This window comes from Pseudomonas sp. LBUM1671, from assembly GCF_059695685.1.
Window position 1 is genome coordinate 784,121 of record NZ_CP166782.1, and the last position, 24,746, is coordinate 808,866.

At 60.1% G+C, this 24,746-nt stretch carries 24 protein-coding genes and 1 pseudogene; 18 read left to right on the forward strand and 7 right to left on the reverse strand.

Annotated features, from left to right (window positions below; translation table 11 throughout):
- The 5 genes from ACA060_RS03420 to ACA060_RS03440 all read left to right on the forward strand — a co-directional run bounded on the left by ACA060_RS03420 (position 1) and on the right by ACA060_RS03440 (position 6,355).
- On the forward strand, positions 1 to 738 hold the full coding sequence (locus tag ACA060_RS03420) for a 3-oxoacyl-ACP reductase family protein (protein ID WP_497315437.1): 738 nt from the start codon (positions 1 to 3) through the stop codon (positions 736 to 738).
- Complete coding sequence (locus tag ACA060_RS03425) at positions 735 to 1,499, forward strand: SDR family NAD(P)-dependent oxidoreductase (RefSeq protein WP_109627847.1); 765 nt, start codon at positions 735 to 737, stop codon at positions 1,497 to 1,499. The genes ACA060_RS03420 and ACA060_RS03425 overlap by 4 nt, the downstream gene beginning before the upstream one ends.
- Positions 1,500 to 1,501: 2 nt before the next feature.
- Positions 1,502 to 2,800 carry a DUF1302 domain-containing protein gene (locus ACA060_RS03430; protein WP_497315439.1) on the forward strand — a complete coding sequence of 433 codons (1,299 nt, stop codon included), beginning with the start codon at positions 1,502 to 1,504 and terminating at the stop codon, positions 2,798 to 2,800.
- Positions 2,801 to 2,869: 69 nt separating this feature from the next.
- Positions 2,870 to 3,706 (forward strand): outer membrane lipoprotein-sorting protein, encoded by an 837-nt coding sequence (locus ACA060_RS03435; RefSeq protein WP_140895556.1) that lies wholly within the window; start codon positions 2,870 to 2,872, stop codon positions 3,704 to 3,706.
- Between the two features lie 33 nt (positions 3,707 to 3,739).
- A complete protein-coding gene (locus tag ACA060_RS03440; RefSeq protein ID WP_497315441.1) occupies positions 3,740 to 6,355 on the forward strand; it encodes an efflux RND transporter permease subunit in 2,616 nt (871 codons plus the stop codon).
- A gap of 66 nt (positions 6,356 to 6,421) precedes the next feature.
- Here the strand turns inward: ACA060_RS03440 and ACA060_RS03445 are convergent, their stop codons facing one another.
- The 3 genes from ACA060_RS03445 to ACA060_RS03455 form a co-directional block, all read right to left on the reverse strand.
- Complete coding sequence (locus ACA060_RS03445) at positions 6,422 to 6,832, reverse strand: MerR family transcriptional regulator (RefSeq protein WP_109627850.1); 411 nt, start codon at positions 6,830 to 6,832, stop codon at positions 6,422 to 6,424.
- Between the two features lie 199 nt (positions 6,833 to 7,031).
- Positions 7,032 to 7,607: an NAD(P)H-dependent oxidoreductase gene (locus ACA060_RS03450; RefSeq protein WP_109627851.1), complete on the reverse strand. Its 576-nt coding sequence runs from the start codon at positions 7,605 to 7,607 to the stop codon at positions 7,032 to 7,034.
- A gap of 55 nt (positions 7,608 to 7,662) precedes the next feature.
- The gene (locus ACA060_RS03455; RefSeq protein ID WP_497315443.1) at positions 7,663 to 8,553 is read right to left on the reverse strand and encodes a LysR family transcriptional regulator; all 891 of its coding nucleotides are present in this window, start codon (positions 8,551 to 8,553) and stop codon (positions 7,663 to 7,665) included.
- A gap of 229 nt (positions 8,554 to 8,782) precedes the next feature.
- Here ACA060_RS03455 and ACA060_RS03460 point away from each other — a divergent pair, with 229 nt between their 5' ends.
- A complete protein-coding gene (locus ACA060_RS03460; protein WP_497315445.1) occupies positions 8,783 to 9,547 on the forward strand; it encodes a sulfite exporter TauE/SafE family protein in 765 nt (254 codons plus the stop codon).
- On the opposite strand, the gene ACA060_RS03465 is transcribed toward ACA060_RS03460, so the two are convergent.
- Positions 9,537 to 9,851: a putative quinol monooxygenase gene (locus ACA060_RS03465; RefSeq protein WP_497315447.1), complete on the reverse strand. Its 315-nt coding sequence runs from the start codon at positions 9,849 to 9,851 to the stop codon at positions 9,537 to 9,539. The genes ACA060_RS03460 and ACA060_RS03465 overlap by 11 nt on opposite strands.
- A gap of 160 nt (positions 9,852 to 10,011) precedes the next feature.
- On the opposite strand from ACA060_RS03465, the gene mdaB reads away from it, so the two are divergent.
- From mdaB to ACA060_RS03515, 10 genes are all read left to right on the forward strand, one after another.
- Complete coding sequence (gene mdaB, locus ACA060_RS03470; RefSeq protein ID WP_497315449.1) at positions 10,012 to 10,602, forward strand: NADPH:quinone oxidoreductase MdaB; 591 nt, start codon at positions 10,012 to 10,014, stop codon at positions 10,600 to 10,602.
- A gap of 201 nt (positions 10,603 to 10,803) precedes the next feature.
- On the forward strand, positions 10,804 to 11,715 hold the full coding sequence (locus ACA060_RS03475) for a LysR family transcriptional regulator (protein WP_109627856.1): 912 nt from the start codon (positions 10,804 to 10,806) through the stop codon (positions 11,713 to 11,715).
- A gap of 103 nt (positions 11,716 to 11,818) precedes the next feature.
- Positions 11,819 to 12,712: an NAD-dependent epimerase/dehydratase family protein gene (locus tag ACA060_RS03480; protein WP_497315451.1), complete on the forward strand. Its 894-nt coding sequence runs from the start codon at positions 11,819 to 11,821 to the stop codon at positions 12,710 to 12,712.
- A gap of 202 nt (positions 12,713 to 12,914) precedes the next feature.
- Complete coding sequence (locus ACA060_RS03485) at positions 12,915 to 14,360, forward strand: SulP family inorganic anion transporter (RefSeq protein ID WP_497315453.1); 1,446 nt, start codon at positions 12,915 to 12,917, stop codon at positions 14,358 to 14,360.
- 182 nt (positions 14,361 to 14,542) lie between these two features.
- The gene (locus tag ACA060_RS03490; protein ID WP_497315455.1) at positions 14,543 to 15,892 is read left to right on the forward strand and encodes a GntT/GntP/DsdX family permease; all 1,350 of its coding nucleotides are present in this window, start codon (positions 14,543 to 14,545) and stop codon (positions 15,890 to 15,892) included.
- A 15-nt stretch (positions 15,893 to 15,907) separates the two neighbouring features.
- Complete coding sequence (locus ACA060_RS03495) at positions 15,908 to 16,768, forward strand: MurR/RpiR family transcriptional regulator (RefSeq protein WP_109627860.1); 861 nt, start codon at positions 15,908 to 15,910, stop codon at positions 16,766 to 16,768.
- A 1-nt stretch (position 16,769) separates the two neighbouring features.
- On the forward strand, positions 16,770 to 18,227 hold the full coding sequence (locus ACA060_RS03500; protein ID WP_497315457.1) for an N-acyl-D-amino-acid deacylase family protein: 1,458 nt from the start codon (positions 16,770 to 16,772) through the stop codon (positions 18,225 to 18,227).
- A gap of 120 nt (positions 18,228 to 18,347) precedes the next feature.
- Positions 18,348 to 18,716: a glyoxalase superfamily protein gene (locus tag ACA060_RS03505; RefSeq protein WP_109627862.1), complete on the forward strand. Its 369-nt coding sequence runs from the start codon at positions 18,348 to 18,350 to the stop codon at positions 18,714 to 18,716.
- 82 nt (positions 18,717 to 18,798) lie between these two features.
- A complete protein-coding gene (locus tag ACA060_RS03510; protein ID WP_109627863.1) occupies positions 18,799 to 19,044 on the forward strand; it encodes a FitA-like ribbon-helix-helix domain-containing protein in 246 nt (81 codons plus the stop codon).
- Positions 19,041 to 19,460: a type II toxin-antitoxin system VapC family toxin gene (locus tag ACA060_RS03515; RefSeq protein WP_109627864.1), complete on the forward strand. Its 420-nt coding sequence runs from the start codon at positions 19,041 to 19,043 to the stop codon at positions 19,458 to 19,460. Before ACA060_RS03510 ends, ACA060_RS03515 begins: the two co-directional genes overlap by 4 nt.
- 119 nt (positions 19,461 to 19,579) lie before the next feature.
- On the opposite strand, the gene ACA060_RS03520 is transcribed toward ACA060_RS03515, so the two are convergent.
- Both ACA060_RS03520 and ACA060_RS03525 read right to left on the reverse strand, forming a co-directional pair.
- On the reverse strand, positions 19,580 to 20,443 hold the full coding sequence (locus tag ACA060_RS03520; protein WP_497318169.1) for a methyl-accepting chemotaxis protein: 864 nt from the start codon (positions 20,441 to 20,443) through the stop codon (positions 19,580 to 19,582).
- A gap of 42 nt (positions 20,444 to 20,485) precedes the next feature.
- Positions 20,486 to 21,499: pseudogene (locus ACA060_RS03525) on the reverse strand (methyl-accepting chemotaxis protein); the annotation flags it as partial.
- 260 nt (positions 21,500 to 21,759) lie between these two features.
- Here ACA060_RS03525 and pmrG point away from each other — a divergent pair.
- Together pmrG and ACA060_RS03535 are read left to right on the forward strand one after the other, a co-directional pair.
- Positions 21,760 to 22,431 carry a lipopolysaccharide core heptose(II)-phosphate phosphatase PmrG gene (gene pmrG, locus ACA060_RS03530; RefSeq protein ID WP_497315460.1) on the forward strand — a complete coding sequence of 224 codons (672 nt, stop codon included), beginning with the start codon at positions 21,760 to 21,762 and terminating at the stop codon, positions 22,429 to 22,431.
- Positions 22,432 to 22,456: 25 nt separating this feature from the next.
- Positions 22,457 to 23,320: a phosphatase PAP2 family protein gene (locus ACA060_RS03535; RefSeq protein WP_497315462.1), complete on the forward strand. Its 864-nt coding sequence runs from the start codon at positions 22,457 to 22,459 to the stop codon at positions 23,318 to 23,320.
- Here the strand turns inward: ACA060_RS03535 and ACA060_RS03540 are convergent.
- Positions 23,271 to 24,710 (reverse strand): ArnT family glycosyltransferase, encoded by a 1,440-nt coding sequence (locus tag ACA060_RS03540; protein ID WP_497315464.1) that lies wholly within the window; start codon positions 24,708 to 24,710, stop codon positions 23,271 to 23,273. The two genes, ACA060_RS03535 and ACA060_RS03540, sit on opposite strands and share 50 nt — an antisense overlap.
- Positions 24,711 to 24,746: the final 36 nt, after the last annotated feature.

The window sequence follows — 24,746 nt, forward strand, 5'->3', positions numbered from 1 at the left end:
ATGCCGAACAAAGTAGCAGTGGTGACCGGTGGCAGTCGTGGCATCGGCCGGGCAATCGTCCTGGCCCTGGCCGGCGCGGGCTACCAGATCGCATTCAGTTATGTACGCGACGAAGTGGCCGCCATGTCCTTGCGTGACGAGGTTCAGACACTGGGCCTCGAGTGCCTGGCGCTGCAATGCGATGTCAGCAGTGGCGACAGCATCAAAGGCTTTTTCGAACGGGTCGACGAGCATTTTCAGCGCGTCGATCTGCTGGTCAACAACGCCGGCATTACCCGTGACGGGTTGCTGGCGACGATGCCGAGCCGCGACATCATCGAGGTGATCCAGACCAACCTGATCGGCACCTTGCTCTGCTGTCAGCAAGTGGTGCCGGGCATGATGCGCCAGCGCAGCGGTTGCATCGTCAACATCAGCTCGGTGGCGGCGCAAAAACCCGGCAAGGGGCAAAGCAACTATGCCGCGGCCAAGGGTGGTGTCGAAGCGCTGACCCGTGCCCTGGCAGTGGAACTGGCGCCGCGCAACATTCGGGTGAATGCGGTGGCTCCCGGCATCGTCAACACCGAAATGAGTACGGCGCTGATTGGCAGTCAGGAACAGGAAATCCAGTCACGATTGCTGATCAAGCGTTACGCCGAACCCCATGAAATTGCCGAAGCAGTGCTGTACATCGCCGATCGCGGCTTGTACCTGACGGGTGAGGTCCTGCCGGTCAACGGCGGGTTGAAAATGCCATGAGCCGGACCATTCTGATTACCGGTGCCGCCAAAGGCATCGGCCGCGCGGTGGCAGAGAATTTTGCCGCCGACGCCGGGCACCGTTTGATCCTGCTGGATCTGGATTTGCCGGAACTGCAACGCTGGGTCGACGAGCAACACGGGCAGATCAAGGCCCGGGTCGAAACCCATGCGGCGAACATTGCTGACCTGGAGGGCATGGAAGCGTTCTTCAAAATGCTCGCCAAACAGGTGGATTACGTCGATGTACTGGTCAACAGCGCCGGCATCTGCAACGAGAACGAACCGGAAGACTTGCACAACTGGCACAAGGTGATTTCGGTCAACCTCAACGGTACGTTCTACGTCACCTCGTTGTGCCTGCCATTGATGCCGGATCGCGGGCGGATCATCAACATGTCGTCGATCCTCGGCCGCGCCGGCAAGGTCCGCAACACCGCGTACTGCGCCTCCAAGCACGGCATCGTCGGTATGACCAAAGCCTTGGCGATGGACCTGGCACCACGGCTGATCACGGTGAATGCGATTTTGCCCGCGTGGATCGATACACCCATGCTGCAAGGTGAACTGGCGGCGCAAGCGGCCATTGCCGGGTTGACCCAGGAACAGATCCTGCGCAACGCCAAGAAGAAATTGCCGATGCGCCGTTTCATTCAAAGCGAGGAAGTCGCGGCGATGGTTCGTTACCTGGCCAGCCCCGAAGCGGGCGGGGTGACCGCCCAGAGCCTGGTGATCGACGGCGGTGTCGGGTTGGGGATGTAACCATGCCGGGATTACACATTAACCGCGTCGCGTGCGCGGTATTGGCCTGCATGGTCGCGCCGCTGGCGTTGGCTGAATTGACGGTCGACGACCTCAAGCCGGATTACGCCGACGCCGAAGTCGGCGTAGCCACCGCGTTGCGCCTGCACGGTGACGACCAGGTCACCCAGAAGGCGATGTATTTCAAGGCCAACCTCGAAGACAACTGGGACGGCGGTTACTACAAGGCCAAAGGCCGAGTGCGTTACGACGCCCGGTATGACGGCAACAATCCGTACAGCGAACGGGCGCGGGACAAATACCGCTTCGACGCCGACTGGCGGCATTTGTACTGGGGTCAGTCGGTGGGCGACGGCGAGGTGACCATCGGCTGGCAGCAAGTGGTCTGGGGCCGTGCCGATGAGTTACGGGTGCTTGATCAGATCAACCCGGTGGACTATCGCGATGGCCTGACCCCGCTACTGGAAGACAGCCGGATCGCGGTGCCCATGGTGCGATTTGCGCAACCGGTGGGCGAGTGGGAACTGGAAGCGCTGTGGGTCACCGATTTTGTGAAGAACCAGCCTCCGGTGGCGGGCAGCGAGTTCGACGCACCGCTGTTTGCCGCGCCAGACCCGCAGTATTTCCTGCTCGATTCCAAGCCCGGTTACGACGGTGACAAAGGCTTTTCGTATGGCCTGAGCGCCAACGGCCGGATCGGTTCGGTGGACACCAGTTTCGTCGCACTGAACGCGCGCCAGCAGGATCCGGTGTACGCCGTCGAAGGCCTGGCCGATGACGGTCGCACGCGACTGGAGCGCCAGTTTCCCCGTTACACCATGGGTGGCGCGGGGCTGGCGATCGACGCCGGTCACAGCATCGTGGTGCGCAGCGAAATTGCCTGGTTCGACAACTGGCGGGTGAGCAATCCGACTCGCGCCTACGGCGCTGACAGCACCTCGATGGTCAAGTCATTACTGGGCGTCGATTACCTGCTGCGTGACTGGCTGATTTCCGTGCAATGGCAACAACAACAATTGCTCGACTGGCAGGACGGCATGTTGCAAGACAAGCGCGAGCACCTGTTCACCTTATCGGCCGAAGGCACCCACTGGCAGGACCGACTCAAGAGCCGGCTGGTGGTCGCCGCCTCGCCACCGTTCAACGACGATGCGCTGTTGCAAGGCATCTTCACTTACAAACCGGTGGACTGGATCAAGCTCGGGCTGGAAGTGGATGTGTTCTTCGGCAAGCCCGACAAACCCTTCGGCGAGTACGACAACCGCGATCAAGTGCGGTTGTCCGCCGGCTACCTGTTTTAACCCCATGACGCCTGCGTGCCTCTTGCGCATTGGCTCGACCATATTCATCTGACGAAAAGGGAAGTTCCCATGTTGCCGCTATTCAAAAGTCTGACCGCCGCCGCATTGATCCTGAGCGGCGCTTGCGCCACCGCCGCCGACGGCCAGAATGCCGATGAAATCATCCGCCAGGTGCGGGATCGAAATGACGGTAAAAGCTTCATGTCCCAAGTGTCGCTGATCCTCCACGACAAGAAGGGCAATACCCGGGTTCGCGAGTTCACTTACCTGCAAAAGGATTACCCGGACAGCGACAAATTCAGCATGTATTTCTCCGCCCCCACCGACGTGCGCGACGTGGCCTTTCATATCGAAAACCCCCACGAAACCCTGGGCCAGGAAGACAGCCAGTGGATGTACTTGCCGGTCAGCCGCCAGACGCGGCGGATCTCCACCACCGACAAGCGCGGCTCGTTCATGGGCAGCGAGTACTCCTACGCCGACCTGGACAAGATCCGGGTCAAGGATTACACCCAGACGCTGGTCGGCGAAGAGCAGGTCAAGGGTCGCGATTGCTACGTAATCGAGCGTGAGCCGGCGTCGCCCGAGGTGCTGGCAAAGACGGGCTACAACAAACTGAAAGTGTGGATCGACAAGCAGAATTTTCTGGTCATGCGTCAGGACTTCTTCGACGTCAAAGGCGTGCTGGTCAAGCAGATGCGCACGCAAAAGGTCGACACCATCGACTCGATCGACAGCATCGTGTTGAGCGAAACGGAACACTTCATTGACGGCACGCGTTCAGAGATGCGCTTTAACCACCTGCAGTACAACGTGCAACTGGAAGACCGTTTGTTCACCCAGACCGCGATCAAGCGCGGGCTGAAAACCGGCGACGTGCCGGACTTTGCCGTGTCTGCCCGCTAAGCACCGACCCCGACGACCCTGGAACGCATGATCATGGAAAGATACCTGAACTTCGTCGAGCGCTATGCGCGGGCGATCGTTTTCCTGCTGGTGGCGGTCACGGCGTATTTCACCTATACGCTGGGCGCGCTGATCTCCGACACCAACCCTTACTTGCTCAAGGAAACCCATCCGGCGCGCAAGACCATCATCGACTTGCAAAGCGAGTTCACCGGCACGTTCGACTCGGTGATGGTGGCAATCAACAACCCGCAGACGGTGTTCAACAAGCCGACCCTCAACGCACTGTTTTCGATGTCGCAATCGGTGCGCAAGATGATCCTGGCCAACGACGCCGACAAGGAGCAGTTGACGCAAATCGTCGCCAGGCATCCGGACGACAGCCGTGCACAGTTGCTGGCGCGGGACATTCTGGAGAACGGTTTTTCCCAGAACGATTACGCCCAGGCCAAGGCCCTGCGTGATTACGCCCAGAGCCAGAACTGGGATACCCATGATCAACTGTTCCTGACTTTTCTCGCCGAGCGAATCAACCCGATTCGCGAAATGGCGTCGATGGGCGATCTGGAAAACATCGTGCTGACCGACGATGGCGAGTTGCTGATCCACAAGACCCTCAACGCCTACGACATGGATCCGGCGCTGGTCGAGTCGCAGATCATGGGCAACGAGCTGATGGTGGACGGGGTGGTCTCCAAGGACAAGAAAGTCGCGATGCTGGTGGCCGAGCTGGGCACCAAGCAAGACGACGCCCAGGCACAACTGCGCGCCTACCAGATCGTGCGCGGCATCGTCGCGGACTATCAGGCGGCGCACCCGGAGTTCAAGGATGAGATCTTCATTGCCGGCATGCCGATCTTCATTGCGGCCCAGCAGGAGATCATCGACCATGACCTGGCGGTGCTGTTTCCGATTGTCTTTTTACTGATCACCCTGCTGTTGATTTTCTTCTTCCGTAAACCGCTGGGCGTATTGTTGCCGCTGTTCAATATTCTGTTCTGCACCATCTGGACACTGGGCCTGATGGCCTTGTTGCGGGTGCCGTTCGACTTGCTGACCAGCGTATTGCCAGTGTTTCTGTTCACCATTTGCTGCTCGGATGCGATCCATGTGATGGCCGAGTATTACGAGCAGAAAAACGCCGGTAAAAGTAACCGTGAAGCCAATCGCGAGACGCAACGGCTGATGGTGGTGCCGGTTGTGTTGACGACGGTGACCACCATCGCCACTTTCATGATTTCCACCACCAACAACATTGTCAGCATCCGCAATTTCGGCGTGTTCATGTCCATTGGCTTGACGGCGGCGCTGATCATTTCACTGTTGCTGATTCCGGCATGGATCTCGATCTGGGGCAAGGATCAAACCCCGAAAACCCTCGCAGCCGTGCACAAGGAGTCGATCATTTCGCGTTATCTGGTGGCGTTCTGCACGCGGTTGATCCAGTGGCGCAAACCGATCTTGATCGTGACACTGCCGCTGTTGGTCTTGATGACGGTGTTCACCTTTCGCGTCGATATCGAAGACTCGGGCATCGCCTACTTCAAGCCCGAGAGCCATATTCGCGTTTCGGACGAGTTCATCAACCAGGCCGGGGTCGCGGGCACGGCACCGGGCTGGATCGCCATCGACAGCAAAGAGCCGCGCGGGGTGCTGACCACGGAGGTGGTGCAGTTCATCGACAAGCTCGACCACTTCATCAAGCAGCAACCGGATGTCAGTTACGGCTATTCCCTGGCGACTTACGTCAAGCGCATGAACCTGGTGCTCAACGACATGAACCCCGACTACTTGCGCGTGCCCCAGGCGCTGGAGCAGGTGACGTCGGTTAATGACGAGGGGCAGGTCGAGCGGTTCGAGGTGCCGGGCAACTCACTGATCGAGCAGCACGTGATGCTGTTCGAGAACGGCGGCGGCTCGGACCTCAACAACGTGCTCAACGCTGACTATTCCAAGGCGCTGACGCTGTACACCATGACGTCGTCGGTGGCCAGCGACTACCAGGCCATGCTGGATCGGCTCGATGCCTGGTTGCTGGTGAACAAACCGGCCAACCTCGAAGTGACGCACGCCGGCACGCCGTTGATCTGGACCGGCGTGTTGCAGGAAATCACCCAGGGCCAGGTCTTGAGTTTTTCCCTGGCATTGCTGGTGGTCACGCTGATGATGATGTATTGGCTCAAGTCGGTTCGGTTGGGCGTTCTTGGCATGCTGACCCTGTTGACCACCTCGGTGACGGTGTATGGCTTCATGTTCCTGTTCGGCATCGAGCTGAACATCGGTACGACGCTGGTGACCTTCCTGGTGGTGGGCGTGGTCGATTACGCGGTGCACCTGCTGTCACGGATCAAACTGTTGGTGCAGCAAGGCATTCATATTGATGCGGCCATTTTGCAGGCGATGCACAGCGTCGGTCGTTCGACTGTGGTCAACGTGGTGATTTTCTCCGTGGGCTTCATGGCGCTGCTGTTTTCCGACTTCAAGCCGATTGTCGATCTGGGCGCATTGGTGGCGATGGCGCTGTTTTCCAGCGGTGTCATGACCATTCTGCTGGTGACGCTGGTGTCGCCGTGGTTCTTCGCGGCGATTGTTCCGGTCGCGCCGCTGCCGGAAAAAGATCGAGCCGTAGGGAAGCCCGCCTTGAGCTGATCTGATGACCGGCACCGCAGGCGCCCAGTTGCCTTGCGAGCCGGCTCATCCAGCGCAGCAAAGTCTTCAGTTCAGCGTATTGCCCGGGTTTTTTTCGCCGTAGCGGGCGATGCGCTCGAACTGACATTCTTCTCGGGCATCGTTGAGGTTGTGTTCGAATTCTTCGAGGCCGTTGTGCAATTGCTGTAGAGCGCCGATCTGGGAGACCAGCTCGGCCTTTTTTTCGGCGATCGCTTTTTGCGCCATGTCCCACGGGAATTCGTCACCGTGGTAGTTGTTCAGCATCACCTGCAGCTCTTTGAGCTTGAAACCCAGTTGCTGGGCGCACTTGATGAACGTCAACACCTCGACACTCTGCTGGCTGTAGATGCGGTATTTGCCTTCACGCTTGGGTTCGGGCAACAGGCCGATTTCTTCGTAATGGCGAATGCTTTTGACTGTGGTGCCCGACAGTTGGGCGGCTTTGCCGATATACATAAAGATCCGTCTCGATGATCAAACAGGGCGTAGCGCGACCAGGCCTCAAGCCTGATCGGGGCGAATAATATAGTGAATAACATTCAAAGGTTGCAGCGGCGTGTAAATGACGCGCACAGCCGACGAACGACCGCTTGAGGGGGGACGTGGGGACGGGCTGACGGCGAGGGCGCGCCGTCAGCAAACAGCGAAGGGTGCGTCAGCTACCGGCGGTAACCCGGGCCTGTTCCAGCCAGGCGTCACGCTGGGTCGACTTCGAACCCAGGATCGGCCCGAAAGTCAGGGTCTTCAACGGCTTGATGCCGCAGAACTCCAGGGTCGTCTTGCGCATCTGGTGCAGGCCGGGCATGCGATAGACCCATTTGTAATACCAGGGCGGCGTGTCCATGGTCACTAGCAGATGCGCGGTCCGGCCCTTGAGCAGTTTGTCAGGGAAGGCCTTGCCCTCACGGTATTTGAAAGCAAAACCGGGCAGGAAAATGCGGTCGAGGAAGCCCTTCATCAACGCCGGTATGCCGCCCCACCAGATCGGATAAACGAACGTCAGGTGTTCGGCCCAGGTGATATCGGCCTGGGCTCGCAACAGGTCCGGCTCCAGCGGCTGGATAGTGTTATAGCCGTCGTGCAAGACCGGATCAAAGTCCAGCGCATCCAGACGCAGCAGGCGCACGTCGTGACCGGCATCCTTGGCGGCCTGGACGTACGTTTCGCTCAGCGCACCGCAGAAACTGTCGGTGGAGGGGTGACCCAGAATCACGAGCATTCGTTTGCTCATCGCGTGTACTCCTGAAATGAAGCCCGCAGCATAGAGTCTGCCCCTAACGGTAGAGTCAAGGTGTTCCCGGCGTCAGCGCCTCCAGCAAGGCCCGGGCGTAACCGGGCAGGCTGTCGACGTCGCGGGCACAGATTTTCAAGGTACGGTTGGCCCAGTCTTCGGGAAGGGCGCGGGTCGTGACTGCTTGCAGCAGCGGCCAGCGCTCGATGGCGACCCGCGGCACGATGGCCAGTCCTGCGCCGCGCGCAACCATGCGGATAACCCCATCGAAGCCGTCGGCACGAATGCGGATCGGCATGCGCTGGCCAATGTGCAAGGCTTGTTCTTCCAGGTGGATGGCCAAGGCACTGCTGGCGCCCAGAGCCACATAGTCGTGGCTCAAGGTGTCGGCGAAGGTCAGTGACGGTTGTTCGGTCAGGGGATGTTCCGGGGGCAGGATCAACACCAGCGGGTCATCGCGAAACGGCCGGGTGTGCAGGTCATCGGTGTCCACCGCGTCGGACACGATCCCGAGGTCTGCCGCCCCCTGACGCAACGCATGGGTGATGCGGGCGCTGGGCAACTCTTGCAGGTCGATGTCGAGGTTCGGATGTTCGCGCAGAAAGTCAGCGAGCAACTCCGGCAGGTATTCGGTGATCGCCGTTGTGTTGCACAGCAACCGCACCTGACCTTTGACGCCTTTGGCGTATTCGGCCAGGTCCTGCTGCATACGTTCGGCTTGTTGCAGCAGGGCCCGGGCGTGTTTCGCCAGGGCTTTGCCGGCCGGGGTTGGTGTGACACCGCGACGGCCGCGGTCGAGGAAGCCGATGCCTAGCGAGGCTTCCATGGCGCGGATTCGTGCGCTGGCGGCTGCCAGGGATAAATGGCTGCGGGCGGCACCGGCGGTGATGTTGCCGGTGTCGAGGATGTTCAGGTAGAGGCGCAGGTCGGTCAGGTCGAAGTGCATGGTTACTGCCTCTGGATGTGTGTTGTCTGGGCGGACGCTTTCGCGGGCAAGCCTCGCTCCTACAGGGTTTGATGGCGTCCGGATCAACACCACAATCCCTGTAGGAGCGAGGGCTTGCCCGCGAAGGCGTCAGTGGCATCGATACATGGTTTCAGCCTCTGCCAAAACAAGAGGCAACCTCAGTATATGGCAGATTTTCAACCAGCCAATCCAGGCTCACCATTGCCCCATGAATACTCTCGCCGCGTTCTATCAAAACCTTGGCCTGGCCCTGTCTTTGCTGGTGATCGGCACATTCCTGCTGGCCGGCATGATCAAGGGCGTGATCGGCCTCGGCTTGCCCACCATCGCGATGGGCCTGCTCGGCCTGGCTATGGCGCCGTCGCAGGCTGCCGCGCTGTTGATCATTCCCGCAACCCTCACCAATGTCTGGCAACTGGCATTCGGCGGGCATTTACTCGGCTTGATCAAACGGTTGTGGCCGATGTTGCTGGCGATCTTCATCGGCACCGGGGCGGGCACGGTGTGGATCGGCATGGCCGGAGGGCATTGGGTGGTGCAGGGCTTGGGCGGGGCGTTGTTGCTTTACGCGCTGAGCGGTTTGTTCCTGCCGACCTTGCGCGTCGAGGGGCGAACCGAACGTTGGCTTGGTCCGCTGTGTGGCGTGTTGACGGGTGTCATCACCTCGGCCACCGGCGTCTTCGTGATTCCGGCGGTGCCGTATCTGCAAGCATTGGGTTTGAGCAAGGATGAACTGGTGCAGGCGCTGGGCCTGTCTTTCACCGTCTCGACCCTCGCCCTGGCCGCCGGCCTGTTATGGCGCGGCGCCCTCGGTGGTGGCGAGTTAAGTGCGTCGTTGCTGGCGCTGATCCCGGCAGTGCTCGGCATGTTGCTCGGCCAATGGCTGCGCCAGCGAATCAGCGCCGTGCTGTTCAAGCGTGTGTTCTTCATCGGCCTTGGCGTACTCGGCGGCCACTTGCTGATCAGCGGGTAGCGGAAGACGGGCTGAGCATCTCGATGGCGCGAATGTCGAAATCGCGCTCCAGGTATTCCATGCGCATGTGGCGAAATTGCTGCATGTGCGGCAGGTTCGAGTGCACGTCGAGGTGGGCCTGGGACTGCCAGATCTCATAGAAGATAAACAGGGTCGGGTCCTGTTTGTCGCGCAGCATGTGGTATTCGATGCAGCCGGGCTCGGCGCGACTCGCTTCTACATGGCCGCTGAAAAACGCTTCGAAGGCGTCGGATTTTTCCGGGCGGGTCTTGGCGTGCAGGATGAAGCCTTGAATTTCACTCATCAGAAATCTCCTCAAGTTCAGAATCGGCGCAAGTGTATGGCAACAATCGCGTGTCGATTCGTGCGTATTGGTCAAATGAATTTTGCGAATTCATCGCTTATTACGCGCGAGGCGGATCGTTACTCTGCCGCCATCGAATTCCAGACTTCCGAGATTTCTTATGAAAAAAGTCCTGTTGCTCAATGGCGGCAAAAAGTTCGCCCATTCCGATGGCCGCTACAACACCACTCTGCATGAAGCTGCGCTGAGCGTGCTGGATCGTGGCGGTGTCGACGTGAAAGCTACTTTTATCGACGAGGGTTACGACGTCGCCGAAGAAGTCGCCAAATTCCTTTGGGCTGACGTGGTCATTTATCAGATGCCCGGCTGGTGGATGGGCGCGCCGTGGACCGTGAAGAAGTACATCGACGAAGTCTTCACTGAAGGCCACGGCAGCCTCTATGCCAGCGACGGCCGCACCCGTTCCGACGCCTCGCAAAAGTACGGCAGCGGTGGATTGGTGCACGGCAAGCAATACATGTTATCGCTGACCTGGAACGCGCCGCAGCAAGCCTTCGACGACCCGACCGACTTCTTCGAAGGCAAGGGCGTGGACGCGGTGTACTTCCCGTTTCACAAGGCCAACGAATTCCTCGGCATGACCGGTTTGCCGACCTTCCTGGCGGTCGATGTGATGAAACGTCCGAATATCGAGGGTGACGTGGCGCGCTATGAACAGCATTTGACCGAAGTGTTCGGCCTTAAGGCGTGAGGCTCGGCTACTATCGATAGCTGACGAGGTACGAACCTGTGGCTAGGAAGCTTTTGTGGCGAGGGGATTTATCCCCGTTGGGCTGCGAAGCGGCCCCCCAAAAATGGGACTGCTACGCAGTCCAACGGGGATAAATCCCCTCGCCACATTGGTCCCCGTTAACACAGTAGTATTGCGCCGGACTATCGAGAAGGGACACACGTGAAAGCCAGATCCGATGAGTTGCAGATCTTCGTCTGCGTAATTGAGTGCGGGTCGATTTCCGCGGCGGCCGAACAAGTCGGGCAAACGCCTTCGGCGGTCAGTCGCACACTGTCGCGGCTGGAGGCCAAGCTCGATACCACGCTGATCAACCGCACCACGCGGCGCATGGACCTGACGGAGGAGGGCAAGTATTTCTTCGAACATGCCAAGCTGATTCTCGATCAGATGGACGAGCTCGAAGAACGCCTGAGCTCACGCCAACAGACCCCGTCCGGTCGTCTGCGGATCAACGCCGCGTCGCCGTTCATGCTGCACGCCATCGTGCCGTACATCGACGAGTTCCGCCGCCTCTACCCCGACATCCAGCTCGAACTCAACAGCAACGATCTGATCATCGACTTGCTCGAACAAAGCACCGACATCGCCATCCGCATCGGCACACTGGCCGATTCGACGTTGCACGCCCGCTCATTGGGTTGCAGCCCGCTGCACATCGTCGCCAGCCCGGCGTACCTTGAGCGACACGGCACGCCGGAGGCGGTTGCCGACCTGACGGGGCATGCGTTGCTGGGCTTTACCCAGAACGAAGGCCTCAACCAGTGGCCGCTGCGGTATGTGCATGGTGATCGTTGGCCGATTCAGGCGTCGATCAGTGCTTCCAGCGGCGAGACGATCCGGCACCTGGCGCTGGAAGGCCAGGGCATCGCCTGCCTGTCGCACTTCATGACGATCGACGACATTCGCGCGGGTCGCTTGCAGGTGCTGCTGGCGGATTTCAACAGCGGCTATCGCCAGCCGATCAACGCGGTGTACTACCGCAACTCGCAACTTGCCCTGCGCATCCAGTGCTTCCTGGACTTCATCCAGGGCAAATTGGCGGCGTATGCAAATGCGGACTTCAAAGGCTGATTCGTGACGCCTGCGCAAGAGTGATTTGGGTCAACGGGTCTGTTTCGCCACGGAGCGGTCCTCGATACTCAATGCATCACTTATTCACGCAGGGAGTTTCTCCATGAACGTATTCGTTACCGGCGCCGCTGGATTCATCGGCGGCTCCATCGCCACCGGTCTTGTCCGGGCGGGCCATAAGGTTACCGGCCTGGTTCGCAACGCCGACCAAGCCACTGAACTGAGCGCACTGGGCATCATCCCGGTGATCGGCACTCTTGACGACAGCGCACTACTGGCCGAACAGGCCCGCGCCACCGATGCCGTGATCAACGCCGCCAGCAGCGACCATCGCGGCGCGGTGGAAGCCTTGCTCAATGCCTTGCGCGGCTCCAACAAAGTGTTCCTGCACACCAGCGGTTCGAGCATCGTCGGCGATGCGTCAGGCGGCAAATCCAGCGACGTCATCTACTTCGAAGACAGCCTGCCGGAACCGACCGTCGACAAGGCCGCCCGCGTGGCCATCGACAACCTGATCCTCGCCGCGGCGAAAGACGGCGTGAATTCGGCCGTGATCTGCAACACCCTGATTTACGGCCACAGCCTGGGCGTCAATCGCGACAGCGTTCAATTGCCGCGCTTGCTGAAACAAGCGCGTAAAAGCGGCGTGGTGCGCCATGTCGGCACCGGCCAGAACATCTGGTCGAATGTGCACATTGAAGACGTGGTGTCCTTGTATCTGCTGGCGCTGACCAAAAACGTACCTGGCACGTTCTATTTCGTCGAAAGCGGTGAGGCGTCGTTCAGCGACATGACCACTGCCATGGCTGCAGCCCTGAAGCTCGGCGAGGCGCAAGACTGGCCGTTGAAAGACGCCGAAGCCGAGTGGGGTTATGAAATGGCCAACTATGGTCTGGGTTCCAACAGCCGGGTGCGCGGCAAGCATGCGCGTGAATTGCTGGGCTGGGTGCCGAAGCGGACGTCGGTGGTTGAATGGATTCGGGACGAGATGGTGTGAGTTCGCTTTAGACCGCGTCATCGTTCTTCGCGGGCAAGCCACGCTCCCACAGGTCCTGAGTCGTTCGCCAATTTCGTGAGCGACACAATACCTGTGGGAGCGGGCTTGCCCGCGAATGCGTTTCTGAAGTCCCAACAACTGGCCGGGCTGTACTCAATTCCGTAACATCCGCTCCCTCTTTCCCTGTTGTGTCCGACCCTCCATGAAACCAAAACGTCTGCGCGCCGATGTCCTGGCCGGACTCACCACCTCTTTCGCCCTGCTACCCGAATGCATTGCCTTCGCGCTGGTGGCCCATCTCAATCCGCTGATGGGGCTTTACGGAGCGTTCATCATTTGCACCCTCACCGCGCTTTTCGGCGGGCGGCCGGGCATGGTGTCCGGTGCGGCGGGTTCGATGGCGGTGGTGATCGTTGCGCTGGTGGTGCAGCACGGCGTGCAATATCTGCTCGCGACCGTGTTGCTCGGCGGCCTGATCATGCTGGCGTTCGGGCTGCTGAGGCTGGGCAAACTGGTGCGCATGGTGCCGCACCCGGTGATGCTCGGCTTCGTCAACGGCCTGGCGATCATCATTGCCTTGGCGCAACTTGAACACTTCAAGAGCGGCGAAACCTGGCTCAGCGGCACGCCGTTGTACATGATGACCGGGTTGGTGCTGCTGACGATGGCGATCGTGTACCTGCTGCCGCGCCTGACCCGTGCCGTGCCGCCGGCGCTGGTGGCGATCCTGAGTGTCGGGTTGGCGGTGTATCTGCTTGGTCTGCCGACCCGCACCTTGGGCGACATGGCCCACATCGCCGGCGGCTTGCCGGCGTTCGCGCTGCCGGACATTGCGTGGAGTCTGGAGACCCTGCGCATCATCGCGCCTTACGCGATCTTGATGGCGCTGGTCGGTCTGCTGGAAACCCTGCTGACCCTGAACCTCACCGACGAGATCACCGAGAGCCGTGGCTTCCCGGATCGCGAGTGCGTGGCGTTGGGCGCGGCCAACATGGTCTCCGGCGTGTTTGGCGGCATGGGTGGTTGCGCGATGATCGGTCAGACCGTCATCAACCTCAGCTCTGGCGGTCGTGGCCGGCTATCCGGCGTGGTGGCCGGGGTGCTGATTCTGCTGTTCATTCTGTTTCTGTCGCCGCTGATCGAGCGCATCCCGTTGGCTGCACTGGTCGGCGTGATGTTCGTGGTGTCGCAACAGACGTTCGCCTGGGCGTCGTTGCGGGTGGTGAACAAGGTGCCGCTCAACGATGTATTGGTGATTGTTGCAGTGACGGTCATCACCGTGTTCACCGACCTGGCGACCGCCGTGCTCTGCGGGATCATCATCGCGGCGCTTAACTTTGCCTGGCAGCAGGCCCGCGAGTTGTATGCCGACGCTCATCTCGAAGCCGACGGCAGCAAGCTCTATCACCTGCATGGCACGCTGTTTTTTGCCTCGACTACGCCGTTTCTCAATCAGTTCGATCCCGCCAACGATCCGTCTGTCGTGACCATCGACTGCCGCCACCTGAGCTTTGTCGACTACTCGGCCATCGCCGCGCTCAAGACGCTGCGTGAGCGCTACACCAAGGCCGGCAAGCATTTGCGCGTGCTGCATTTGTCCGAGCGCTGCAAGAAACTGCTCAAACGCGCTCGCGTGAATCACGACTGAGATCAACGCAGGCGCGATGTAAATCCGCCTGCCTGATTTTCATATCCACCGACCTCTCATACCTCTGTGCGACATTCCTTACCCCTGCACGAAAATTACTTTCACCTCGTTTGAATGTCGCGTCTCGAAATGATTTAAGAGTTTCACAAAACTTTCGACGTGACCCTTTCGAGGAGTACCGCATGACCCTGTCCTTCGGCTATTGGCTGCTGGTGTATGCCGCCATCGCCATCATTGCCCTGATCGTTCTGATCGCCCGTTACCGGCTTAATCCGTTCATTGTCATCACCCTCGTTTCCATCGGCCTCGCGCTGTTGGCGGGCATGCCGCCGTCCGGCGTGGTCGGCGCGTATGAGGCCGGGGTGGGCAAGACCCTGGGGCACATCGCGCTGGTGGTGGCGCTGGGCACGATGCTCGGCAAGATGATGGCCGAGTCCGGCGGCGCGGAGCAGGTGGCGCGGACCTTGATCGACCGCTTCGGCGAGAAAAACGCGCACTGGGCCATGGTGTGCATCGCGTTTCTGGTCGGGTTGCCGCTGTTCTTCGAGGTCGGTTTTGTGTTGCTGGTGCCGATCGCCTTTACCGTGGCGCGCCGCGTGGGCGTGTCGATCCTGATGGTCGGCTTGCCGATGGTCGCCGGCCTGTCGGTGGTGCATGCGCTGGTGCCGCCGCACCCGGCGGCGATGCTCGCGGTGCAGGTGTATGGGGCGTCGGTCGGGCAGACGTTGATGTACGCGATTCTGATCGGCATTCCAACGGCGATCATTGCCGGTCCGCTGTACGCCAAATTCATCGTGCCGCGTATTCAACTGCCGGCAGAGAACCCGCTGGAACGCCAGTTCCTCGACCGCGAACCGCGGGACAGCCTGCCGGGGTTCGGCATCACCATGGCGACCATTTTGCTGCCGGTGGTGCTGATGCTGATCGGCGGCTGGGCCAACCTGATTTCCACGCCGGGCAGCGGTTTCAACCAGTTCCTGCTGTTCATCGGCAACTCGGTGATCGCGCTGCTGCTGGCGACCCTGTTGAGTTTCTGGACCCTCGGCATCGCCCAGGGCTTCAGCCGCGAGTCGATCCTCAAGTTCACCAACGAATGCCTGGCGCCGACCGCCAGCATCACCTTGCTGGTCGGCGCCGGCGGCGGCTTGAACCGGATTCTGGTGGATGCCGGCGTGACCAATCAGATCGTCAGCCTGGCCGATGAATTTCACCTGTCGCCGCTGATCATGGGCTGGCTGTTTGCGGCGTTGATGAGGATTGCCACGGGTTCCGCCACCGTGGCGATGACCACTGCTTCTGGCATCGTCGCGCCGGTGGCCATCGGTATGGGTTATCCGCATCCGGAGTTGCTGGTGCTGGCGACCGGCGCCGGCTCGGTAATCTTTTCCCACGTCAACGACGGCGGCTTCTGGTTGATCAAGGAATACTTCAACATGACCGTTGCCCAGACCTTCAAGACCTGGACCGTGCTTGAGACCATTATTTCGGTGGTGGCTTTCGCGCTGACCGTGGGTCTTTCTTACCTGATTTAACCGGAGCCGCCTGCCATGGACATCCTCTATCAGATCCGCGCCCGCCAGGATTCCTTCAGTGCCGGTGAAGGGCGCATCGCTCGCCTGATGCTCGACGACGTAGGCTTTGCCTCCGCAGCCAGTCTCGATGAGCTGGCGCTGCGAGCGGAAGTCAGCACCGCCACGCTGTCGCGGTTTGCCCGCACCGTCGGCTGTCGCGACTTGCGCGATCTGCGCTTGCAATTGGCCCAGGCCAGCGGCGTCGGCAGCCGTTTCCTCGACCCGGCGGGCACGCCGGATCAGTCGGCGTTTTACGGGCAGATCGTCGGCGATATCGAGTCGACGTTGCGTCAGCACTTGTCGGCGTTCGACGAGTCGCGTTTCGCCGATGCAGTGAAATTGCTGGGCAAGGCGCGGATGATTCATGCGTTCGGCATGGGCGGTTGCTCGACCTTGTGCAGTGATGAACTGCAAGTGCGGCTGGTGCGCTTCGGCTACCCGATTGCGGCGTGCCACGACCCGGTGATGATGCGCGTCACCGCCGCCAGCCTCGATGCCGAACGCGCGGTCATTGTCTGCTCGCTGACCGGCATCACCCCCGAACTGATCGAAGCCGTCGAGCTGGCGCGCAACTACGGCGCACGGATTATCGCCATCACCCGCGCCGATTCGCCTCTGGCGCAGTTGGCCGATGTGCTGCTGCCGCTGCAAGGCGTCGAGACCTCGTTCATCTATAAACCCACGGCGGCGCGCTACGGCATGCTGCTGGCCATCGACGTGCTTGCCACCGAGCTGGCGCTGGCCAATCCTGAAAACAATCAAGAACGTCTGCGGCGGATCAAACTCGCCCTCGACGATTACCGCGGCGGCGACGATCACTTGCCGCTGGGAGACTGACATGATGTACGACACGCTGATCCGCAACGCCCTGATCATCGACGGCAGCAACAGCCCCGGCTATCCCGCCGATGTGGCGATTCTGAATGGCCGCATCGCGCGCATCGGCGACCTGCGCGATGACTCCGCCCACGAAGAAGTTGACGCCGCCGGCCGCGTGCTGGCGCCCGGTTTTATCGATGTGCACACCCACGACGACACCGTGGTAATCCGCCAGCCGCAGATGCTGCCCAAGCTCAGCCAGGGCGTGACCACGGTGATTGTTGGCAACTGCGGGATCAGCGCGTCACCGGTGAGTCTGCGCGGCGATCCGCCAGACCCGATGAACTTGCTCGGCACTTCGGCAGCCTTTGTTTATCCGACGTTCCGCGATTACCGCACAGCGGTCGAAGCCGCTAACACCACGCTGAACGTGGCGGCGCTGGTCGGCCATACCGCATTGCGCAGCAACCACCTCGACGACCTGTTTCGCACTGCCACGGCGGATGAAATCAGCGCAATGCGCGAGCAACTGCGCGAATGCCTTGAGGCCGGCGCCTTGGGGTTATCCAGCGGTCTGGCCTACGCCAGCGCGTTTTCGGCATCCACCGATGAAGTGATGCAGCTGACCGAAGAACTGACGGCCTTCGGCGCGGTGTACACCACCCATTTGCGCAGCGAATTCGAACCGGTGCTGGAGGCTATGGACGAAGCCTTCCAGATCGGCCGCCATGCGAAATCCCCGGTGATCATTTCCCACCTCAAATGCGCGGGGGCCGGTAACTGGGGTCGCAGTCCGCAACTGTTGGCCTCGCTTGAGGAAGCGGCGAAAACTCACCCGGTGGGCTGCGATTGTTATCCCTACGCGGCGAGTTCTTCGACCCTGGACCTTAAGCAAGTCACCGACGCCCATCGCATCACCATCACCTGGTCGACACCTCATCCGGAGTTGGGCGGTCGTGACCTGATGGACATCGCTGCCGAATGGAACGTGCCCCTGCTCGACGCTGCCCGCCGCCTGCAACCGGCCGGCGCGGTGTACTACGGAATGGACGAGGCCGATGTACGAAGAATCCTCGCCCATCCGCTGTCGATGGTCGGCTCTGACGGATTGCCGGAAGACCCGTTCCCGCATCCGCGCTTGTGGGGCGCTTTCCCACGGGTGCTCGGGCACTTCAGTCGCGACGTCGGGCTATTTCCGCTGCACACCGCCGTACACAAAATGACCGGGCTGTCGGCGGCGCGTTTTGGCTTGAAGGAGCGCGGCGAAATCCGCGAAGGGCATTGGGCGGACCTGGTGTTGTTCAATCCAGTGACCATTCGCGACGTGGCGGACTTCAACGACCCGCAACGGGCAGCAGAAGGAATTGACGGGGTATGGGTCAACGGCGTGTTGAGTTACAGCGAAGGCCAGGCGAACGGAAAGCGGGAAGGGCGGTTTCTTGCGCGGGAAGGGGATTTGCGTGGCGGGTTTCAGTAAAGATTCCGAGGAGTCCGTCACAGTGGTGGCACATTGCAATTAAAGAAAGCCATCACCAAGCCGAAGCGCTGACATCCAGCCCAACTACAATGGGTGTCTTTTCAGTCAGGGAGCAACCCAATGAGCTTCGGCAAAACTACCCCGATCCTGCGGATTTTCGACGAAGCCAAGGCATTGGAGTTCTACGTCGACTTCTTGGGATTTACGGTCGACTGGCAACATCGATTTGAAGCCAACTTCCCGCTGTACCTGCAAGTCTCCCGGGGCGAATGCGTGCTGCACTTGTCCGAGCACCATGGCGACAGCACGCCGGGTTCGGCATTGCGGATCGAGACGGATGAACTCGAGGCGTTCCAGCAGCAATTGTTGGCCAAGGAATACACGTTTGCGCATCCACAGATTCAGGCCATGCCGTGGGGCAGCCAGGACATGACTATTGCCGACCCGTTCGGGAACCGGTTGGTGTTTACCAATGCGATTAGTGCGTAAGGCCGTTCGGCAGCTAAGCAAGTGTTGATGGGACAAGGTGTGATAGCCTCAATCAATGATTTCATTGATTGCAGGAGGCGTCATGGCCAGCATCACGATTAGAAACCTGGATGATCAGATTAAGGAACAGTTGCGTATAGCCGCGGCCCACAATGGGCATTCGATGGAGGAGGAGGCTCGTCTGATTCTTGGAAGAGCCTTGGCAACCGTTGATCGCGCGGGAGGGCTTGGTAGCCGAATCCGTAACAGGTTCAACGCTGTCGGTGGGGTTGAGCTTGATCTTCCTTCTCGTCACGAGAAAGCGACAGCGGTGGATTTCTCCGAATGATAGTGCTCGATACCAATGTTCTTTCAGAGTTCATGCGGGTTGAGCCCAATACACAAGTGCTTGCCTGGGTTGATGCACAGCCAGCGATGGAATTGGCTATCAGTGCTGTCACCGTGGCGGAAATTCTCCATGGCATCGCCCGACTCCCGTTTGGCAAGCGCAAACAGAAACTTGAAGCTCATGCCATGGCGATGTTTGAAGAGGACTTTGTCGGAAGGATTTTGCCTTTTGACGCCCACGCCGCCGTGGAGTACGCGACGTTGGTAGCCGGCTGTGAAGCTAATGGTCGGACGGCGTCGATGGCCGATGCGCAGATTGCCGCCATCTGCCGAAGCCACGGAGCTCCTATTGCCACCCGTAATGTCCGGGACTTTGAATTCCCCGGCATAGAGGTGATCAATCCTTGGCAGACCTGAGCGCTTTTGGTGACGGGTAGATAACGATCGCGGGTAAGCCCGCACCCACAGGTTACTGATTGAACGTGTGGGAGCGGGCTTGCTCGCGAATGGTTCTTTCATTCACCGCAAAGCGGATGTCAGACGCGGAAGTGGCTCACCATCTGCTGCAACTGACCACCCAGCCGCGCCAGTTCAACACTGGACGCCGCGGTTTCGTCGCTGGCGGCGGCGGTCTGTTCCGATACGTCGCGCACGTTGATGATGCTGCGGCTGATTTCTTCGGCCACGGCGCTTTGTTGCTCGGCAGCGGCTGCGATCTGCTGGTTCATCGACTGGATGTTGGACACCGTGCGGGTGATGTTCTCCAGCGACACGCCCGCCTTGCGAGTCAGGGCGACGCTGCTGTCGGTGAGGGCGCGGCTGTTGTTCATCACGGTGGACACTTGTTGAGTGCCATTTTGCAGACCGGCCACCAGACCTTCGATTTCTTCGGTGGATTTCTGTGTGCGCTGGGCCAGGCCACGGACTTCGTCGGCCACCACCGCAAAACCACGACCGGCTTCACCGGCACGCGCGGCTTCAATCGCAGCGTTGAGGGCCAGCAGGTTGGTCTGTTCGGCGACGGCTTTGATCACGTCCATGACGCTGCCGATCTTGTCGCTTTCCTGTTGCAACACGCTCATGGCTTCGGTGGAACGCGCCACTTCGCTGGCCAGACGCTCGATCTGGGCGATGGCTTCGTTGACCACTTTGTCGCCTTCGCGAGCTTCGCCGTCGGCGGCGGCTGCGGCCTGGGAGGCTTCTTCGGCGTTGCGCGCGACTTCCTGCACGGTGGCGGTCATCTCGTGCATGGCGGTGGCCACTTGATCGGTTTCGATCTTCTGGCTGTTAACGCCGGCGCTGGTTTGCTCGGTGACGGCGGACAATTCTTCGGCGGCGCTGGCGATCTGAGTGACGCCGTCGCGGATGCCGCTGATCAAGTCACGCAGGGTCACGCCCATGCGCGCGATGCCTTGCTGCAACACGCCAAGTTCGTCGCGGCGCGTCACCTTGACGTCCTGGGACAAGTCGCCGCTGGCGATGCGTTCGACCACCGCTAATGTGTCGCGCAACGGGCCGGTGATCTGACGGGTGATGATCACGGCAGCAATGATGCCCACCAACAACGCCAGCAATGTGCTGATCAGCTGCAGGGTGCGCGCCTGGGCGCTTTCGGCATCACGACGATCGAGCTGGATCTGATACAGCTGATCGCTCAGGGTCACGATGGCGGCGCCCTGCTCGGTCATTTCCTTGCGGGCCTGCACGGCATCGGTGTTGGCCGCTTTATAAGCCTGCAAGGCGCTGCGGTAGTTGCCGAGCGCGGTTTCCAGCTGACGCAGGGCGTCTTGCTGGGTGTCGGCAAACTGAACGTTGAGCGGCTTCAGGCTGGCAATCGCCGAATCCAGTTGGACGACGGCTTTTTGCTCGGTTTCGGCATTGGTGGTGGCGGTGTAGCCGCGCACTTCGTAGCGGGCCAGGATGAACGCTTCCTTGGCGGCAGTGACGGCCTGGAACTGTTCGAAACGCTGATCGCCAAGAGGCATTTGTTGCACGTGGGTGCCGATGGCATCGATCAGCGTGCTGGCCGTTTCGGCATTGGCGGCCATGGTGTCGCGGGCGCTGTTGCCGGTGCGGTAGGCGCTGCGCATTTTGTTCAGCGACGTCTTGTAGGCGTCGATGTAAGTGCCTTGTTCTTTGAGCAGCTTGAGGTTTTCCGGGCTCTTGAATTTCGACAACAGCGATTGTTGCTGAGCGGAAAAGGCGTCAAGGGTGGTCTGTACGTTCTGAGCGGCGGTTTCATCGCCGTTGGTCAGCATGTATTGCAGGCGCACCACACGAAGTTTGGTCAGACCAGAGTTGAGCTGGGTGATGTCGCTCATCCAGTTGCTGCGGTCAATCAACCCGCCCAGGCTCGTCCAGCCGGTCAGGGCCAGTATGCAGGTCAGAGCCAGGACCAGGCCGAACCCCAGGCCCAGTTTCATGTTCACGCTGATGTTGCCGAACCAGCTATTCATCAAATTCCTCCAGGAACGTTGCGCTTTCGATCGTCGGTTGGCTGGAAGATTGTTGTTTTTAGGTGCCAGCAAGGGATGTAGCAGGTTTGTATCGGCAGCAATCACTAGAGCTGAAAGGATTTTGTCGGACGGATTCTGTAACAAGGTTTTTGTGGGCGGCTTAAGCTTTTTTTCACATGGGTTTCACCGGCTGCCGACGCGCGCCTCTCTACCCTCGCGGCATCGAATGACAAGGGTGCACGCGGGTGAGGCCGTTTGATGTGGAATTGAGACTGAGTCTGTTCGGGATCAAACGCTCGATCAATCTGAGCGTTTTGGCCCGGCATCGAAATATCGCGGTGGTACTGGCCTCGGCATTGCTGGTGGTTCCGCTGACGGTATGGCTGTTGCAGCCGGCCGCAGTGCCGGACCTGGCCCATGGCAATGTGGCGGGCGCACGAACGTTGGCCGCCGAATGGGCCAAAGGCGACGTCATCGTGCTGGTGCGCCACGTCGAGCGTTGCGATCACTCGAAAGCCGCATGCCTGAGTGGCAACGATGGCATCACCGATCGCTCGCGCAGCGTTGCGGTGAATGTCGGTGCGCGGTTCGAACAGTTGGGGCTGGACAAGACCGATATCTACAACAGCCCGATGGTTCGCACGTCTCAGACGGCTGGCTACATGTTCAACAAGGTCGGTGTCGGCGAGGACTGGTTGGTGAGCTGCAAGGGCACGATGCTGCGTGATGCCCTGGCGCACAAAGTGGCGGGCCGCAATTTGATTCTGGTCACCCACAGCGAATGCATGGCGCAACTTGAAAAAGACCTCAAGGTGTCGACCTCCACCCTCGGTTATGGCGCTTCGTTGTTTGTCTCCGCCAAAAAACCTCTGACACCGCGCATGCTCGGCTTCATAGAAGCCTCCGACTGGCGTTCGGTGACCACCCAATGAATTTTCCTCTGGATCAGGACGCACCATGCTGACTTCTTCCCGCAGCCGCTTTTATTGGGCGAACTTCGGTATCCCGCTGGCCTGTGCGGTCGTGGTTTTCCTGATGTTCGACATGACCAACATCGACATCGCCTTTAGCAATCTGCTGTTTGATCCCGTCGCCCAGATCTTTCCCCTCGACAAGGTTCACTTCTTCGAGAAGTTGACCCACAAGTGGGCGCGGATCATTCCGAACTGGACCGGGGAAATCGCCGTGATCGGCGCCATGCTGTCGTTTGTCTGGCCGTTGCTAAACGTTCAAAGGCATCCGCGTCTCGGCAGTTTCCTGGAACGCAGCAAAGCCGCCCCGGTGCTCCGGTTTGCCTACGAGCATCGTCGCGATTTCCTGTTTGTGGTCGTCGCGTTCGCCATTTGCACCGGCGTGATCCATTTTCTCAAGGCGCACACCAGCGTGTACTGCCCGATCGAAACGACCCTCTACGGCGGGAAAATGGCCCACATAGAGTGGTACGAAAACTTCCAGCTGTTCAAGGAAGCCGGTGACGGCCGTTGCTGGCCGGGCGGCCATGCTTCCGGCGGCTTCACCATGCTCGCGTTGTACTTCGTGGCTCGCCGCTACCGCTGGCGATACTCCAAAGCGCTGATGTACGGCGCGTTGCTGCTCGGTTTCGTCTACGGCACGACACGGGTCCTGCAAGGCTGGCACTACATGTCCCACACTTTCTGGGCCGGGATCTTCGTGTGGCTGGCGTGTTTGCTGACGGCGCTGGCATTTTACGGTCGAGCGCGGCTGGAAGTGCCGGTGCTGCAAAAGGCAGGCGCGCAGACCGCTGAGCCGCTTACTGGTTTACAAAGTAGTAAGCCTGACGCCCCACCTTCATGGTCTTGAGCACTTTCAAGGGCGCGGTTGGTTCGGTTTCACCGGACATGACCGCCACGTTGGAGGGCGAGGCCGCCAGAAACTCATGCAGCTGCGCCTCGGTGTCCAGGCCCTTGAGCACTTGCCGGGTATAGAACACGCTGGCGCCGCCGACCCGTTCGTTGGCCTGGAACAGGGCGACGTGTTGTCCATTGGCTTGCATCGTTTGAATCTGCTCGGTCAGCGGCATAAACGACAATTTGCGGTCCGCGTGGGGCAGCGCCCATTGAGCGGCGGCCAGGTAGCTGCCGATCACCAGCATGATCATGCCAATCGCCACACCGCGTCGATGCCGTGCGATGTGCCCCAAAAGGTTCGAGGCCCCTTCGCGCATCTTCAGCCGCTCGAACAGAACGCCCGCATACTCCGCCGCAATCACCGCCGCCGCAGGCGTCATCGACATGAGATACACCGTGCGCTTGCTCGACGCCAATGTCAGCATCACAAACTGCGCCACGATCCACAGGGTGAAAAACAGCAAGTAACGATTGGCCATCAGGCGTTTGCGAAAATGCCACAGCCCCAGGTACACCAGAATATTCCACGGCAGGAACGCTTGGGGCAGCTTGGTCAGGTAGTAGTAGAACGGTTCGTAATGTCCGGCCTCGACGAAGGATCCGCTGAAGCGTCCGACGCTGTTGGTCAGCAGCACTTCTCCCACGGCTTGCGCTCCATCGCGCTGATACAGCACGGCGAGCCAGATCATCAACGGGATCAACCCTGCTAGCGTCAGTAAACCGGGGCGCAACCAGTCGGAGATTTTCAGGCGCCTGTCCATCAAGGTCTCGGCCAGCAGATACGCGAAAATCACCACGCCCGGCATCGCCAGGCCCAGTACGCCTTTGCTCAATGTGGCGATGGCGATTCCGGAGGAAAACAGCAGTGCGTTGCCGAGCGTCGATTGTCGGTGCCCCTGAAAGAATGCCAGCAACGCCATGCTCACACCAAGGGCAAGCAGCGCGTCTTCCCCGACCCCGCGCACGTTGCTCCAGTAACTGGCCATGGTTGCCAGAAAGATCCCCGCCGTCCAGGCAATCGCCTTGGGCCGCCCGAACCGCCGCAGCATCTCGTACAACAGCATCACACTGAACAACCCGGCAAACGCCGAAGCCAGTCGCACCGCCCACGGCGTGCCGCCGAATGCGCGGATGGCACCGGCATCCAGCCATAAGCTCAAGGGTGGTTTTTCCAGAAACGGTTCGCCGAACAAACGGGGCGTCACCCAGTCGTTTTCCAGGTGCATTTGCATGGCGATCCCGGCCACTCGGGCCTCGGTGGAACCTTGCAGTTGATGATTGCCCAAGGCAAAGAAAAACAGCATAGCGGCAAGCAGAAACAGTGAAGTGGCGGGACGCGACATAGACTTCTGGCTTCCGGGAAGGTGGACCGGGAAGCC

What these genes read in the sequence shown, in the direction of transcription:
- ACA060_RS03420 (WP_497315437.1), top strand. Translation starts at nt 1, where the DNA reads ATGCCGAACAAAGTAGCAGTGGTGACCGGTGGCAGTCGTGGCATCGGC.
- ACA060_RS03425 (WP_109627847.1), top strand. Translation starts at nt 735, where the DNA reads ATGAGCCGGACCATTCTGATTACCGGTGCCGCCAAAGGCATCGGCCGC.
- ACA060_RS03430 (WP_497315439.1), top strand. Translation starts at nt 1,502, where the DNA reads ATGCCGGGATTACACATTAACCGCGTCGCGTGCGCGGTATTGGCCTGC.
- ACA060_RS03435 (WP_140895556.1), top strand. Translation starts at nt 2,870, where the DNA reads ATGTTGCCGCTATTCAAAAGTCTGACCGCCGCCGCATTGATCCTGAGC.
- ACA060_RS03440 (WP_497315441.1), top strand. Translation starts at nt 3,740, where the DNA reads ATGGAAAGATACCTGAACTTCGTCGAGCGCTATGCGCGGGCGATCGTT.
- ACA060_RS03445 (WP_109627850.1), bottom strand. Translation starts at nt 6,832, where the DNA reads ATGTATATCGGCAAAGCCGCCCAACTGTCGGGCACCACAGTCAAAAGC.
- ACA060_RS03450 (WP_109627851.1), bottom strand. Translation starts at nt 7,607, where the DNA reads ATGAGCAAACGAATGCTCGTGATTCTGGGTCACCCCTCCACCGACAGT.
- ACA060_RS03455 (WP_497315443.1), bottom strand. Translation starts at nt 8,553, where the DNA reads ATGCACTTCGACCTGACCGACCTGCGCCTCTACCTGAACATCCTCGAC.
- ACA060_RS03460 (WP_497315445.1), top strand. Translation starts at nt 8,783, where the DNA reads ATGAATACTCTCGCCGCGTTCTATCAAAACCTTGGCCTGGCCCTGTCT.
- ACA060_RS03465 (WP_497315447.1), bottom strand. Translation starts at nt 9,851, where the DNA reads ATGAGTGAAATTCAAGGCTTCATCCTGCACGCCAAGACCCGCCCGGAA.
- mdaB (WP_497315449.1), top strand. Translation starts at nt 10,012, where the DNA reads ATGAAAAAAGTCCTGTTGCTCAATGGCGGCAAAAAGTTCGCCCATTCC.
- ACA060_RS03480 (WP_497315451.1), top strand. Translation starts at nt 11,819, where the DNA reads ATGAACGTATTCGTTACCGGCGCCGCTGGATTCATCGGCGGCTCCATC.
- ACA060_RS03485 (WP_497315453.1), top strand. Translation starts at nt 12,915, where the DNA reads ATGAAACCAAAACGTCTGCGCGCCGATGTCCTGGCCGGACTCACCACC.
- ACA060_RS03490 (WP_497315455.1), top strand. Translation starts at nt 14,543, where the DNA reads ATGACCCTGTCCTTCGGCTATTGGCTGCTGGTGTATGCCGCCATCGCC.
- ACA060_RS03495 (WP_109627860.1), top strand. Translation starts at nt 15,908, where the DNA reads ATGGACATCCTCTATCAGATCCGCGCCCGCCAGGATTCCTTCAGTGCC.
- ACA060_RS03500 (WP_497315457.1), top strand. Translation starts at nt 16,770, where the DNA reads ATGATGTACGACACGCTGATCCGCAACGCCCTGATCATCGACGGCAGC.
- ACA060_RS03505 (WP_109627862.1), top strand. Translation starts at nt 18,348, where the DNA reads ATGAGCTTCGGCAAAACTACCCCGATCCTGCGGATTTTCGACGAAGCC.
- ACA060_RS03510 (WP_109627863.1), top strand. Translation starts at nt 18,799, where the DNA reads ATGGCCAGCATCACGATTAGAAACCTGGATGATCAGATTAAGGAACAG.
- ACA060_RS03515 (WP_109627864.1), top strand. Translation starts at nt 19,041, where the DNA reads ATGATAGTGCTCGATACCAATGTTCTTTCAGAGTTCATGCGGGTTGAG.
- ACA060_RS03520 (WP_497318169.1), bottom strand. Translation starts at nt 20,443, where the DNA reads ATGGGCGTGACCCTGCGTGACTTGATCAGCGGCATCCGCGACGGCGTC.
- ACA060_RS03535 (WP_497315462.1), top strand. Translation starts at nt 22,457, where the DNA reads ATGCTGACTTCTTCCCGCAGCCGCTTTTATTGGGCGAACTTCGGTATC.
- ACA060_RS03540 (WP_497315464.1), bottom strand. Translation starts at nt 24,710, where the DNA reads ATGTCGCGTCCCGCCACTTCACTGTTTCTGCTTGCCGCTATGCTGTTT.